Below are 13,331 nucleotides of genomic sequence, written 5' to 3' on the forward strand. Positions count from 1 at the left end.
TAGCGGTGATTGGCAATTCAGAGGACTAATTCGCCGGCGGTCCGTTTTCGCCCGTTGCTTTCCAAAGCGGTCAGGCCGTTATCGACCTCAAACCGGCCGTAGGCGCAACTCCTGCTAAGCGCGCTGCTGATCCAAAACCAGACCGTCGCCCCCCAAACCGGTCGGCCCGTCGCGCGACCACGAGTATCGACTTTGGAGAACGTCCTAAGGAAGGTCGGCCAACCGGGGTGGGCGCAAAGCGGATTTTCAGACTGCTTAAGTCAGTGAAGTTCCTCCATCCCACAAATAGTTCCTATTACGTTTTGAGTTTTTGCCCATTTTTATGCGTCCATTCGTCAACCATATCCGCCCAATCTTGCAACATAGCCGCCCGTTGCTCCCGATATTCGGCCTTGTTGTAGACCGCTCGCACACCCTGCTGCTCATGAGCAAGACACTTCTCGATCCAATCGGTGTTGTAGCCAGCCTCGTGCAGCAATGTGCTAGCCGTGCGGCGTAGGTCGTGCGGACCGAATTTAGCGAGAGGCTTTCCCTCCTTCTGAGCTAACCGGTACGTCAGCGTCAGCACCTGGTTGAGCGTCGCGCTGCTCATCGGTGAATCGGTATCGTACCGGGATGGCAGCACATAATCCGAGCCCCCCGCGAACGTCTTTAGGGCGATGAAGATGTCCAAGGCCTGCCGCGAGAGGAACACCAGGTGTGGGTTGCGCCGCTTCATCCGCTGCTTCGGGATGGTCCATAGCGCCTGGCTGAAATTGACCTCACTCCAGGTTGCATTTGTCAGTTCGCTCTTGCGGACCATCGTCAGGAGAAGCAGTTTCGCCGCGGCGCGAATAGACGGCGTGGTGCCGATGCGTTCCATGTATTGGTACATCAGCCCGATTTCGTCGGGTGTCAGAGCCCTATCGCGTGGCTCGAACTTGGCGATCGTCGTCGGTCGCACCAGCTCGGCCGGGTTCTCCACCTTCTGGCCCCGCTCAATGGCCCATCGATAGACCTGAAACATCACTTCACGGGCATGGACCGCCGTTGCGGGCGCGCCGCGCTCGACAATGGCATCCGTCAGTGCCCGCAGGTCTTCATGGGTGATCTCCACGAGCTTCTGATTGCTGAACCTCGGCTTTAATTCGCGCTCATACACCGAGCGCCGCATATCGCGGGTGGATTCCGCCATCTGATAGCCACGCAGCCACCGCTCAGCCCAGGCGCCGAAGGTCTCCGCGTCCTTGATTCGTGCCTTGTCTCGCGCTTTCTCCTTGGCGGGTGATTTGCCTGCGGCAATCAGCTTCTTGGCCTCGCCTAATCGCTCCCGCGCCTCTGACAGCGTGATACCGCCCACCCCATAACGCCCGAAGGTCAACGTCTCCTGTCGGCCGTGGATGGCGTAATTGTAGCGGAAGGAAATTGAGCCCGCGGGCGTGACGGCCACGTACAGCCCATCACGATCGTTAACCTTAAAAAGCTTCTCGCCGGGCTTGAGGTTCCGCAGCTTGGTGTCGGTCAGCATGGTGTCGCAGAACTCCCGCCTGGAATACCATGCGCGGCGCGGACCATAAAGAAGCGATAATTCGCTTTTTAATCAGCACTTTAGCTGGCCTTCATACCATGAACCTAAATCAAAGGGCGCATGGTATGGAGTCCTACTCATGGCATTCAAGTCACTCAATGCCATTCACTATGCCACAAAAAATCCGTGCTTGGCGATACCGGAAGGTGCCGGACGATGCCACCTCAAACAGCAAAAATCCCGCTTTTTTGCGGGATTTTCCGTGCTTTAGTGCTCGTCAGTGCTGGTTGATGCCAGACGCGGGATCATTCCCACTCGATCGTGCCGGGCGGCTTGCTGGTGATGTCGTAAGTCACGCGGTTGATGCCGCGCACCTCGTTGACGATGCGGCTGGCGACGCGAGTGAGGAAGGAGACCTCGAAGGGATAGACATCCGCCGTCATGCCATCGGTGCTCGTCACCGCGCGCAGCGCGCAGGCGAGGTCATAGGTGCGGCCGTCGCCCATCACGCCGACGCTGCGTACCGGCAGCAGTACGGCGAAAGCCTGCCAGATCGCGTCGTAGAGATTGTTGAGCCGCAGTTCTTCGAGGAAAATCGCATCCGCGCGGCGCAGCAGATCGAGCTTCTCGCGGCTGATGGCACCCGGAATGCGGATGGCGAGGCCCGGCCCCGGGAAGGGATGGCGGCCCACCATGCTGTGCGGCAGGCCCAGTTCGAGGCCCAGCAGCCGCACCTCGTCCTTGAAGAGTTCGCGCAAAGGCTCCACCAGCTTCATGCGCATCCGCGCCGGCAGGCCGCCGACATTGTGGTGCGACTTGATGGTGACGGACGGCCCGCCCGTGAAGCTCACGCTCTCGATCACGTCTGGATAGAGCGTGCCTTGCGCCAGAAAGTCGGCGCCGCCCAGCTTCGCGGCCTCTTCCTCGAAGACGTCGATGAAGAGTCCCCCGATGATCTTGCGCTTGCGCTCCGGGTCGTCCACGCCTTCGAGCGCGCCCAGGAACATCTCGGAAGCGTCGCGGTGAATGAGGTTGATGTTGAAACGGCCGCGGAACAGTTCCACGACCTGCTCGGCCTCCTTCTCGCGCAGCAAGCCGTGGTCCACGAAGATGCAGGTGAGCTGGTCACCGATCGCCTCATGAATCAGAGCCGCGGCCACCGCGGAATCCACACCGCCGGAGAGGCCGCAGATGACGCGCCCCGTGCCGACCTGGCGGCGGATGGTCTCGATCTGCGTCTGGCGGAAGCTCGCCATCGTCCAGTCCCCCGCGCAACCGGCCACCGCATGGGTGAAGTTGCGGATGATGGCGGCGCCATGCGGGGTATGCGCGACTTCGGCATGGAACTGGATGCCATAATAGCGCCGCTCGTCATCGGCGATGGCAGCGAAGGGCGCACCGTCACTGGTGCCGACCACGCGGAAGCCGGGCGGAATGCGCGTCACCCGGTCGCCATGGCTCATCCACACCTGCTCGCGGGCGCCCACCTGCCAGTCACCCTCGCCGATGCCGTCGAAGAGCGCGCAAGGCTCGGTCACCGTCACATAGGCGCGGCCGAATTCCCGGTGATCATGGCCTTCCACCTGCCCGCCCAGCTGCGCACACATCGCCTGCTGGCCGTAGCAGATGCCCAAGACCGGCACGCCCATCTCGAAGACGATGTCCGGCACGCGGGGCGAGACCTCTTCCGTCACCGAGGCCGGCCCACCCGAGAGGATGATGCCGCGTGGCGCGTAATCGGCGATCTTCTGCGGATCGGTGTTGAAGGGCCAGATTTCGGAATAGACGCCGCTCTCGCGCACGCGGCGGGCGATCAGCTGCGTGAACTGGCTGCCGAAATCGAGGATGAGGATACGGTCTGCGGTGATCTGTGCCATGTCGCGATATGAACGCGTAAGCGGCGCGGAGCAAGCGATTCGCGCGCAAGGCTCCTAGCTTGCGGGCGCGATCAGCCGGTCGATCGGGTTCCACAGGAAGGCGGTCTGCTCCAGCACCTCGCCACCCACGCGCACGCGGCCTTCGGCCGCCCGCACGCCGCCCAGATGCTCGTAGAACCACCGGCTGGGGTTCTGGCTCAGCACCCAGACGACGAGGCTGCGGCAGCCTGCCGCCGCCAGATCGCGCGCTGCCGCGGTGATCAGCGCGCGGCCCACGCCCTGCTCGCGGTAATCATCCAGCACGTAGAGGGTCTCGATCTCGCCATCGGCCAGCGGCGCACTGGCCACGATGCCGGCGGTGACGAAGCCGATGATGGGCGGCGCCCCCGCTTCCCCCGCCGGCGGCTCGGCCACCTGCACCACATGGCCGCTGCGGATGAGGCGGGCGTAATAGCCTTCCTGACGCGGCGCGGAGAGGCCGGTGAGCGTGCGATCCGGTACCAGCCCGGCATAGGCGCTGCGCCAGGCGGCGACGTGGACGGCCGCGATGCCGGCTCCGTCCGCAGCACGGGCGGGCCGGACGAGACTCATCGGCGTTCAAAGACCGCGGCGAAAAAGCCGTCGGTGCCGTGCACTGCCGGGGTCAGCCGCACCTGGCCAGCTCGGGCCAGCGCCAGCGCCTCCGCCCCCTCGGGCTCCGTCAGCGCAAAATCCGGATTCGTCTCCAGGAAGCGGCGCACCTGCTCCTCGTTTTCCGCCGGCAGGATGGAACAGGTGGCATAGACCAGCCGCCCGCCTTTCTTCAGAAAGCGTGCGGCATCCTGCAGGATCGTCGCTTGCTTTTCCACTAAATCGGCGAGGTCGCCTTCCGTGAGCCGCCCCCGCGCATCGGGGTTGCGGCGCCAGGTGCCGGTGCCGGTGCAGGGCGCATCCACCAGCACGCGGTCATAGGTCTCGCGGCGGCGCTTGGCCCATTTGCCGTCCCCCTCGCCCAGCAAATGCTGCTCGACGTTGTGAACTCCGGCGCGGCGCAACCGCCGCACGGCACCTTCAAGGCGCGGCGCCGAGGTGTCGCAGGCGAGGATGTGGCCCTTGTTCTCCATCATCATCGCCATGGCGAGCGTCTTGCCACCGGCGCCCGCGCAATAGTCCAGCACCCGCTGCCCGGGCCGGGGCTCGGCCAGCAGCGCCACGATCTGGCTGCCCTCGTCCTGAATTTCGACGAGGCCGCTCTGGAAGGCCTCGCCCGTCACCACCGGGCGGCGGCCTTCGATGCGAAGACTCCAGGGGCTGAGAGGACCGGGTTTCGCGGTGATGCCTTCCCGCGCCAACGCGCGCATCGCCTGCTCACGCGTGCCGCGCAGCAGGTTCACCCGCAGGTCGAGCGGCGCCGGGGTCAGCATGGCGTCCAGCTCGCGCGCCGTCTCGGCCCCGAACCGCTCCTCCAACAGGGGAAAGATCCAGTCCGGCACCTCGAAGCGCACGGCCGGCGGCATGGCGGAGTGCTCGAAGGTATGGCCTTTGAGGCGGCGCAACGTCTCCGCCTCCTCTGCCTCCATCGGTTCGGGCGCATAGCGGCCGCCGGAGAACATGGCGACGACATCGCCATAGATCTGGCCGGAGAGCACGGCCGCGGCCGCCGCCAGAAGCCGCGGGCTCGGCTGGCCTTGGGCCCGCTCGATCCACCAGGTGATGCGCCGCTGGTGGCGCAGGACGGTCCACACTTGGTCGGAGACGGCGCGCCGGTCACCGCCGCCGATGTAGCGGCGACTGCGAAAGAAATCATTCGCCACCGCATCGGCCGGCTTGCGGGGCGCGGCCGCGATCGCTTCAAGCAAGGCGATGGCGGCCGCGAAACGGGCATTGGGTGTCATTTCGGGCCGCCTTTACGCGCGCGAGGGAAGGTAAGGATCAGTCGCGGCGGTAGTTCGGCGCTTCGCGGGTGATCGTCACGTCATGCACATGGCTTTCGCGCAGGCCCGCATTGGTGACGCGGCGGAAGCGCGCGCTGCGCTGCAGCTCGGCGATGTCCGGGCTGCCCGCATAGCCCATGCCGGCACGAAGCCCGCCGACCAGCTGATGCACCACGGCCGAGACCGGGCCCTTGTAGGCGACCTGGCCTTCGATCCCTTCCGGCACCAGCTTGAGCTGGTCCTTGATGTCCTGCTGGAAGTAGCGGTCGGCAGAGCCCCGCGCCATGGCGCCGATCGAGCCCATGCCGCGATAGGCCTTGTAGCTGCGGCCCTGATACAGAAAGACCTCGCCCGGCGCTTCGTCGGTGCCAGCCAGCAGGCTGCCGATCATGACGGCGCTGGCCCCGGCCGCGATCGCCTTCACGACGTCGCCCGAGGTGCGGATGCCGCCATCGGCGATGGCCGGCACGCCCAGCGCGCGGCAGGCGGCAGCGGTTTCCAGCACGGCCGAGAACTGCGGCACGCCGACGCCGGCGACGACGCGGGTGGTGCAGATGCTGCCCGGCCCGATGCCGACCTTCACCGCATCCGCGCCCGAATCGATCAACGCTTCCGCGCCGTCCGGCGTCGCGACGTTGCCGGCGACGACTTCGACGGAATTGGAGAAGCGCTTGATGGTCTCGACGGAGGTGAGAACCCCACGGGAATGGCCATGCGCGGTGTCGACGACGATGACGTCCACACCCGCTGCAATCAGCGCCTTCGCCCGCGCCTCGCCATCCGGCCCGACGCCGGTTGCGGCGGCCACGCGCAGGCGGCCCATCTCGTCTTTGTTGGCGAGCGGATAGGCTTCGGCCTTGTCCATGTCCTTGACGGTTACGAGACCGACGCAGCGATAGGCCTCATCGACGATGATGAGTTTTTCGATGCGGTTCTTGTGCAGCAGCGTGCGCGCTTCTTCGGGCTTGGTGCCTTCGAGCGCGGTGATCAGCCGATCATGCGTCATCAACTCGGAGACGCGCTGTGCCGGATCGGTCGCGAAGCGCACGTCGCGATTGGTGAGGATGCCGACGAGCTTGCCGGTGCCGCGCTCCACCACCGGAATGCCGCTGATGCGGTTGGCGGCCATCAGGGCGCGGGCATCGGCCAGCGTCGCATCCGGATGAATGGTCACGGGATCGACGACCATGCCGGATTCGAAGCGCTTCACGCGGCGCACCTGATCCGCCTGCTCCTCGATCGAGAGGTTCTTGTGGATGACGCCGATGCCACCGAGCTGGGCCATGGCAATCGCCATCGCGTTCTCGGTCACCGTGTCCATGGCGGCCGCCGCGATCGGGATGTTGAGGGTGATGTTCTTGGTGAAGCGGCTGGCGGTGCTGACGGTCGCGGGCAGCACCTGGGAGTAGTTCGGCACGAGCAGCACGTCGTCGAAGGCGAGCGCTTCCTCGACCGGCGGGCGGCTCACCACCTGGCGGCGGATATCGAGCGATTGTTCGATTGCACTGTCGGGAGTCAACTCACCGGATGCCATGGCCTGCCTCACTTCCTTGCGAAACCTTGGCGGTGCCGGATACTCCGCCCCCTGCTGCAGCGCAAGGAAAGGGTGCGCGGAGCAGCCCTGCTCCGCCGTAGCCCGGGCGTCCAACGCGCCCACTTGCCGAATACAAAGACTTACCGAATTGTCATCCGGCATGATGAGGAGGGCTGCTGCCATGCGACGCGCATTCATTCAGGGAGCGGCCGCGCTGGCGCTTCTCGCCGGCACCGTGTCGAGCTTCGCGGGGCCGGCCCAGGCTCAGGCGACGAACAGCGGTGTCGGTCTCGGCGCCAGCAAGACCCTGAACCAGACGCCGCCCAGTTCCACCCCCTCCGACAGCTTTCCCAATCCCGAGCATCTTTTCGGCGATTGGGGCGGGGTGCGCACCGATCTCGGCCGCCTCGGCATCAATCTCCTGTTCGACTACACCTCGGAGACCGCGGGCAACGTCTCGGGCGGCACGCGCCGCGCGCTCGACTATGCCGACCAGCGCGCGCTGGAGCTGGACGTCGACTGGCAGAAGCTCGCCGGCATCACCGGCTTCTCGACCCACATGGTTGTCGTCAACCGCGCCGGCAACAACACGAGCGCCGCCTTTGGCGACAACCTGATGCCGGTGCAGGAAATCTACGGCGCAGGCGGCGATGTCGCCTTCCACCTCGTCTATATCTACGGGGAGGAAGCGCTGATGAACGGCAAGCTGGACATGGCCGCCGGCTACTTCCCGGTCGGCAACGACTTTGCGGCTTCCCCACTGAACTGCAACTTCATGAATAATGGGCTCTGCGGCAATCCGAAGGAGCTTTCGGGCGGCAATAACGGCTTCTCCGCCTGGCCGGATGCGACGCTGGGCGGCCGGGTGCGGGTGAAGCCGACGGCCGAGACCTATATCCAGGCCGGCGTCTTCGGGGTCGATCCCTACCTCTACACCGTGCCGCAAGACCGCACCGGCTGGCAGATCGATGCGAGCCAGTACAACGGCATCGAAGTGCCCGTGGAAGCGGCCTGGGAGCCGAGCTTCGGGCCGGATCATCTGGTCGGCCATTACAAGCTCGGCTTCGGCTACAACAGCGCGCCCTATGCCTCCTTCGAGAGCGACATCCCCGGAGCAGCGGGGCCCGAGAAGCGGGACCGCTGGCAGTTCTGGGCCCTCTTCGACCAGATGCTGCTGCGCCAGGGCGATGGCGATGATGCCGGGCTCATCGGCATGCTGGGCTACATGCACAGCAACCCCTCCACCATCGTCTATCAGGACGAGGCCTATGTCGGGCTGCTCGACAAGGGCTTCTGGAAGGCGAGGCCGCAGGACACGGTCGGCCTGCTCTTCATCTACCAGAAGATCAGCGGCGACCTGACCAGCGCCGAGCAGCTGGAACAGGCCTATGGCGTGCCCTACAGCAACGACGCGACGGGCGTGCAGACGAACGAGGAAATCCTCGAAGCCAATTACGACATCCACGTCTATCGCGGCATCAACCTGATGCCGGACTTCCAGTATGTGATGCACCCGAACGCCCAGACCAGCATCGCCAATGCCGTGGTGCTCGGCCTCAAAGCGCATGTCGAGTTCTGAGTGACCGCGCCCCTCAGGCGGCGGAGGGGTGCCGCCCCTTAAGACGGGTGAAGAGCCGGCCGTCGATGACGATCAGGCCCAGGGTGATGGCCGCCATGCCGGCAAGCTCCGTGGCGCCCAGCCGCTCGCCGAGGAAAAGCGCATTGAGCAGCACGCCGCTCACCGGCACCAGCAAGGTGACCAGCGAGCTGTTGACGGCACCCCCGGCGCTGAGGATGCGGAAGAACAGAATATAGCCGAGGGCGGTGGAGACGAGGGCGACGTTCGCCACCGCGAGCCAGGTGAGCGGACCCGGCATCGCCAGGTGCCAGGGCTGGTCTACTGCGAGCGCGATCGGCAGCATCATGCAGGTTGCTGCGGCAGTCTGCCCGAAGGCGCCGACCGTGGGCGGCACGCCCATACGGCGGAAGCGCCGCCCGAAGACGCCCGCCAACCCATAGGAGAAGGCAGCGCCGAGGCAGGCCAGCATGCCGGTGAAGGCGCCGCCGGCATGGGCGAGCACGCCCCCGCCCATCAGCACGACGACACCGCAGAAGCCGAGCAGGATGCCGCCGAATTTCCGCGGCGTGATCTTCTCGTCCGCCGTCAGGCCATGGGCGAGCAGGATGGAGAAGATCGGCGTCGTGGCGTTGAGGATGGGAGCGAGGCCGCCGCCGATGCGCGTCTCGCCCCAGAAGATCAGGGTGAAGGGGATGAGGTTGTTGAGCAGCCCCATGCCGAAGAAGGCGCGCCAGATGCGGCCCTCCCGCGGGAAGGGGATGCGGCGCGCCGCAAGATAGAGGGCCAGAGCCAGGCTGCCGAAGAAGACCCGCCCGAGGACGAAGGTGAGCGGCGGCAATTCGCGCAAGCCGAGCTTGATGAAGAGGAAGGAGGCGCCCCAGAGCACGGAGAGGATGAGCAGCATGACCCACTCGGCCGGGCCCATGCCGGATATCTTGTTCATCGTCCGTCTCCCGCCTGTCACGCCGCAGAATGGCCGATCCGAGCGCGCCGCGCTCGCCGTTTGCGGACAGGATGGGCGTGTTCCGCACGCTCTGGCCGCCTCGCCCGGTTGCCGCTATGTCTCGGCGGTCAGGCCGCCTGCGCAGGAAGACAAGGAAGCCCGAGATGGCGAAACCACCCCCCTCGGGCCGCGGCGGCGCCGGTGCCCGCTTCGTCAGCGGCTCCATCATGCGCCATGTCGTGGTCATGGCGCTCACCGGCGCTATCGGCCTCGTCTCCGTCTTCGCCGTTGATCTGCTGAATTTCTTCTACATCTCCCGCCTCGGCGACAAGGCGGTGGCTGCCGCGGTCGGCTTCGCGGGTGCCATCGGCTTCTTCCAGATTTCCATCGCGATCGGCCTCACCATCGGCATCGGCGCGACGGTCTCGGCCGCGATCGGGCGCGACCGGCCGGGCGAAGCACCACGCATCGCAACGATCAGCCTGCTCGCCATGGCGGTCGTGACCCTCGTCCTCGGTCTCGGCAGCGCGGCGGTACGCCAGCCGCTGCTGGGGCTTCTGCATGCTGAGGGTGAGACGCGATCGCTCGCCGCCATGTATCTGCTCATCACCTCGCCGTCCTTCCCGCTCATGGCGCTCGGCATGGCGAGTGCCGCGCTGCTGCGCTCGTCCGGGGCCGCCCGGGCGGCCATGAACGTGACCCTCTTCGGGGCCATCGCCGTCGCCATCATGGACCCGATCTTCATCTTTGCGCTCCATCTCAGGCTGGAGGGCGCCGCGATCAGCACCGTGCTCTCGCGCCTGCTGATGATCGGCATCGGTCTGCGGCTCGTGCGGCGCACGGGCTTGCTGACCCGCCCGGATTTCGACCAGGCCAAGGCCGATCTCCACGGCGTCCTGCGGGTGGCGGGGCCCGCCATCCTCACCAATCTGGCGACCCCCGTCGGCTCCTCCTACGTCACCCACACCATGGCGACCTTCGGTGTCGCCGCCGTCGCGGGCCAGGCGGCGATCGACCGCATCGTGCCCGTCGCCTTCGGCGTGATCTTCGCGCTCACCGGGGCCGTCGGGCCGATCATGGCGCAGAACCTCGGCGCCGGGCGGACGGACCGGGTGCGGGAGGCGCTGCGCGCGTCCCTGCTCTTCATGCTGGCAACGGTCGCCATCGCCTGGGCGATCCTCGCCGTGGCGCAAGATGGCCTCGCCATCGCTTTCTCGGCCCGTGGCGTGTCGGCCGAACTACTGCACCTCTTCTGCAGCTATCTGGCGGGCGGCATGGTTTTCTTTGGGGCGCTCTTCGTCGCCAATACCGCTTTCAACAATCTCGGCTGCCCAGGCTATGCGACCGTGCTCAACTGGGGCCGGGCGACGCTCGGCACCATCCCCTTCGTCGCCATCGGCAGCCATTACGGGCCGGCGGGCGTGCTAATCGGTCAGGCGGCAGGGTCCGTCGTCTTTGGCGTGCTGGCTGTCTTCCTCGCCTTCCGGGTGACGGAGCATCTGCATCGCACGCGGGCCGGGCGCAGCCAGGTGCCGATCGTCGCCGTGCCCGGGGGCCGCAATACCGCAAGCCCCTGGGAGGCGGAGGAGTAGCGGCCGCTCAGGTCTTCTGGCGCAACCACTCCTTCAGCGCCTGATTGATCTGGCTCTGCCAGCCCGGACCCAGTGCGCGAAGCCCTGACACGAGGTCCGCATCGAGACGAATGGAAATGGGGACTTTCGGTGCGGCGGCGCGGGGGCGTCCCCGCTTCACCAATTGCCCCTGGCGGTAGAGATCGGCCTCCGCAAAGAAGGCCTCATCCAATTCAGGCGCATCATCCGGATCGGCCCATCCGCTCGCGCCAGCGGTGTTCTTCTCTTGCATGGGCATGTCTCATGGAAATCACGTGCACCGCATCGCCGCGCGGGGTTCAGACCATCACGACCATCCGACCCCGAAGATACCCGGCTGAGATGAAGCGGCTTTCGCCGTAATCAAAACGGTCATCCCGGCGGGTCAGTACCTCGCCAGCCAAAAGCTGTTCGGCCTCCGCGAAGTCGAGCCCGCGCTCTGCCAGCGTCCGATCGCGCTTCAGCGGATCAAAGGTGACCGTCACAAATTAAGTATATACGAAAAAAGGGAAGGCAATTTTCGCCAGACGAAAATAACCTCTCTCCTACCCCTTGAAGCCCATGGCGACCACGTAAAGCTCGCTGCTCTCCTTCCGGCTGGCCGGGGGCTTTGCGTGCTTCACCACCTCGAAACGCTGCTTCATCGGCTCCAGCAGATGCTTCTCGGCACCGCCCTGGAACAGCTTGGCGACGAAATGTCCGCCGGGGTTGAGCATGGTGAAGGCTAGATCCAAGGCCATCTCGGCCAGCAGCACGATGCGCATGTGGTCTGTCGAGGCATGGCCCGAAGTATTGGGGGCCATATCCGAGAGAAACAGGTCCGGGCGACCGCCCAGGAGTTCGACGATCTTCTCCTGGTTCTCGGGGTCGGTCGCATCCCCCTTGATCAGGTGCGCGCCGGGAATGGGCGGAATGTCCAGAAGGTCGATGCCGACGACGGAGGCTGCGCCGCGCTTCAGGGCAACCTGCGTCCAGCCGCCCGGGGCGGCGCCCAGGTCCAGCACCCGCATGCCCTTCTTGATGAGGCGGAAGCGGTCATCCAGCTCGATCAGCTTGTAGGCGGCGCGGGAACGCCAGCCGTCCCGCTGGGCGGCCGCCACATACGGGTCGTTCAGCTGGCGCTGCAGCCAGCGCTGCTGCGCGACGCTACGCCCCGCCTTCTTCTTGAGCTTGACCGAGAGGCCGCGCCCCGCGCCGCGGCCGGGATCGGAGCCGCCCTTCTGCCCGCCTTGGGCCATGTCTCTATCCGCCTTGCTTCAACCGGCGGGCGCCGCCGCGATGGCCGGGCGCAACGGCGTGCCGCAGCCCCGGCGGCCCTCGCGGCGGCGCCCGATGCGCATCTGCCGCAGAAGGATGCCCTCGCGCAAGCCACGGTCGGCCACGCCCACCTCCGGCGTCGGCCAGACGGAGCGGATGGCGGCGAAGATGGCGCAGCCCGGCAGCACGAGGTCGGCGCGGTCCTCTCCGATGCAGGGATGGGCGGCCAAGCCCTTGCGGCCCATCGCGCGCAGTGTCTCGACCGCAGCATCCGCCTCTTCCCCCGGCAGGAGAATGCCGTCGACCAGGGGACGGCGATAGCGCGGCAGCTTAAGCGCGACGCTCGCGACGGTGGTGATGGTCCCTGAGGTGCCGAGCAACCGGACGCCGGCGCGATTGATCTCCCGGCCAATGCGATGGATGTCCTCGAACTCCCACAGCTTCTCTTCCACGGTCTCGACCATCGCGTCGAAACCCTGCTGGGTGAAGCAGGTCTCTCCCCCACAGGCCTTGAGCGTCATCACGCCAAAGGGCAGGGAGACGAAGCTGACCAGGCTGGGCGTGCCGCCATCCAGGCGCACCCAGGCGATTTCCGTGGACCCGCCGCCGATGTCGAAGACCAGCGCCCGGCTGCCGGCGCCGCGCAGCAGAGGCGAGCAGCTCTCCAGCGTCAGCTCCGCCTCCTCCCGGCCAGAGATGATGCGGATGTCGAGGCCGGTCTGCTGACGCACCCGGTCGAGAAAGGCAGCGCCATTCTCCGCCCTGCGGCAGGCCTCGGTCGCGACGGCCGTGAGCCCGCTCAGCTTGTAGCGTGAGATGCGCGTGGCGCAGGAGCGCAGCGCGTCCATCGCGCGGTCCATCGCGGCATCGCAGAGTTGACCCGTCTCGGCCAATCCTTCACCCAGGCCCACCGAGCGGCTGAAGCTTTCGATGACCCGGAAGCCATTGCTGCTCGGGACGCCCAGCATGAGGCGGCAATTGTTCGTACCGAGATCGAGGGCGCCGAAGATGGGCGCACCTCCTCTTCTTTCGAAGGTCGGTGCGGCATCACCGGTCGCGCGGGGCGTGGAGATGCAGGGGTCCATGGGTCATAGTCGCCGGGTGATAAGAG

12 protein-coding genes are annotated in these 13,331 nt (G+C 66.2%); 2 read left to right on the forward strand and 10 right to left on the reverse strand.

What is annotated here, in order from left to right:
* Positions 1–295: 295 nt before the first annotated feature.
* The 5 genes from ACYQ6W_RS15865 to guaB all read right to left on the reverse strand — a co-directional run bounded on the left by ACYQ6W_RS15865 (position 296) and on the right by guaB (position 6,831).
* Positions 296–1,507, reverse strand: coding sequence for a tyrosine-type recombinase/integrase (locus ACYQ6W_RS15865; protein WP_459676670.1), 1,212 nt, complete (start codon positions 1,505–1,507; stop codon positions 296–298).
* A 305-nt stretch (positions 1,508–1,812) separates the two neighbouring features.
* Positions 1,813–3,384, reverse strand: coding sequence for a glutamine-hydrolyzing GMP synthase (gene guaA / locus ACYQ6W_RS15870; RefSeq protein WP_459676672.1), 1,572 nt, complete (start codon positions 3,382–3,384; stop codon positions 1,813–1,815).
* 54 nt (positions 3,385–3,438) lie between these two features.
* Complete coding sequence (locus ACYQ6W_RS15875) at positions 3,439–3,975, reverse strand: N-acetyltransferase family protein (RefSeq protein WP_459676675.1); 537 nt, start codon at positions 3,973–3,975, stop codon at positions 3,439–3,441.
* On the reverse strand, positions 3,972–5,258 hold the full coding sequence (locus tag ACYQ6W_RS15880) for an RsmB/NOP family class I SAM-dependent RNA methyltransferase (RefSeq protein ID WP_459676677.1): 1,287 nt from the start codon (positions 5,256–5,258) through the stop codon (positions 3,972–3,974). Before ACYQ6W_RS15880 ends, ACYQ6W_RS15875 begins: the two co-directional genes overlap by 4 nt.
* Before the next feature lie 37 nt (positions 5,259–5,295).
* Positions 5,296–6,831 carry an IMP dehydrogenase gene (gene guaB, locus ACYQ6W_RS15885; RefSeq protein ID WP_459676679.1) on the reverse strand — a complete coding sequence of 512 codons (1,536 nt, stop codon included), beginning with the start codon at positions 6,829–6,831 and terminating at the stop codon, positions 5,296–5,298.
* Between the two features lie 181 nt (positions 6,832–7,012).
* Here guaB and ACYQ6W_RS15890 point away from each other — a divergent pair, with 181 nt between their 5' ends.
* A complete protein-coding gene (locus tag ACYQ6W_RS15890; protein ID WP_459676681.1) occupies positions 7,013–8,410 on the forward strand; it encodes a carbohydrate porin in 1,398 nt (465 codons plus the stop codon).
* Between the two features lie 13 nt (positions 8,411–8,423).
* Here the strand turns inward: ACYQ6W_RS15890 and ACYQ6W_RS15895 are convergent, their stop codons facing one another.
* Positions 8,424–9,353, reverse strand: a complete 930-nt coding sequence (locus ACYQ6W_RS15895; RefSeq protein WP_459676682.1) for a DMT family transporter — start codon at positions 9,351–9,353, stop codon at positions 8,424–8,426.
* Positions 9,354–9,517: 164 nt separating this feature from the next.
* Between ACYQ6W_RS15895 and ACYQ6W_RS15900 the strand changes: the two genes are divergently transcribed.
* Positions 9,518–10,945, forward strand: a complete 1,428-nt coding sequence (locus ACYQ6W_RS15900) for an MATE family efflux transporter (RefSeq protein WP_459676683.1) — start codon at positions 9,518–9,520, stop codon at positions 10,943–10,945.
* A gap of 7 nt (positions 10,946–10,952) precedes the next feature.
* On the opposite strand, the gene ACYQ6W_RS15905 is transcribed toward ACYQ6W_RS15900, so the two are convergent.
* From ACYQ6W_RS15905 to ACYQ6W_RS15920, 4 genes are read right to left on the reverse strand one after another with little or no spacing between them, the layout of a single operon-like run.
* Positions 10,953–11,216, reverse strand: coding sequence for a BrnA antitoxin family protein (locus ACYQ6W_RS15905; protein ID WP_459676684.1), 264 nt, complete (start codon positions 11,214–11,216; stop codon positions 10,953–10,955).
* A gap of 46 nt (positions 11,217–11,262) precedes the next feature.
* Positions 11,263–11,448: a BrnT family toxin gene (locus ACYQ6W_RS15910; protein ID WP_459676685.1), complete on the reverse strand. Its 186-nt coding sequence runs from the start codon at positions 11,446–11,448 to the stop codon at positions 11,263–11,265.
* A gap of 60 nt (positions 11,449–11,508) precedes the next feature.
* Complete coding sequence (locus ACYQ6W_RS15915; protein WP_459676686.1) at positions 11,509–12,201, reverse strand: RlmE family RNA methyltransferase; 693 nt, start codon at positions 12,199–12,201, stop codon at positions 11,509–11,511.
* Between the two features lie 18 nt (positions 12,202–12,219).
* Positions 12,220–13,305 carry a Ppx/GppA phosphatase family protein gene (locus ACYQ6W_RS15920; protein ID WP_459676687.1) on the reverse strand — a complete coding sequence of 362 codons (1,086 nt, stop codon included), beginning with the start codon at positions 13,303–13,305 and terminating at the stop codon, positions 12,220–12,222.
* Positions 13,306–13,331: the final 26 nt, after the last annotated feature.

The organism is Acidisoma sp. 7E03, assembly GCF_054665075.1.

Bases quoted from the DNA above. Each gene is read 5' to 3' on its own strand.
- ACYQ6W_RS15865 (WP_459676670.1), bottom strand. From the start codon at position 1,507: ATGCTGACCGACACCAAGCTGCGGAACCTCAAGCCCGGCGAGAAGCTT.
- ACYQ6W_RS15880 (WP_459676677.1), bottom strand. From the start codon at position 5,258: ATGACACCCAATGCCCGTTTCGCGGCCGCCATCGCCTTGCTTGAAGCG.
- ACYQ6W_RS15900 (WP_459676683.1), top strand. From the start codon at position 9,518: ATGGCGAAACCACCCCCCTCGGGCCGCGGCGGCGCCGGTGCCCGCTTC.
- ACYQ6W_RS15875 (WP_459676675.1), bottom strand. From the start codon at position 3,975: ATGAGTCTCGTCCGGCCCGCCCGTGCTGCGGACGGAGCCGGCATCGCG.
- guaB (WP_459676679.1), bottom strand. From the start codon at position 6,831: ATGGCATCCGGTGAGTTGACTCCCGACAGTGCAATCGAACAATCGCTC.
- guaA (WP_459676672.1), bottom strand. From the start codon at position 3,384: ATGGCACAGATCACCGCAGACCGTATCCTCATCCTCGATTTCGGCAGC.
- ACYQ6W_RS15920 (WP_459676687.1), bottom strand. From the start codon at position 13,305: ATGGACCCCTGCATCTCCACGCCCCGCGCGACCGGTGATGCCGCACCG.
- ACYQ6W_RS15890 (WP_459676681.1), top strand. From the start codon at position 7,013: ATGCGACGCGCATTCATTCAGGGAGCGGCCGCGCTGGCGCTTCTCGCC.
- ACYQ6W_RS15905 (WP_459676684.1), bottom strand. From the start codon at position 11,216: ATGCAAGAGAAGAACACCGCTGGCGCGAGCGGATGGGCCGATCCGGAT.
- ACYQ6W_RS15915 (WP_459676686.1), bottom strand. From the start codon at position 12,201: ATGGCCCAAGGCGGGCAGAAGGGCGGCTCCGATCCCGGCCGCGGCGCG.
- ACYQ6W_RS15895 (WP_459676682.1), bottom strand. From the start codon at position 9,353: ATGAACAAGATATCCGGCATGGGCCCGGCCGAGTGGGTCATGCTGCTC.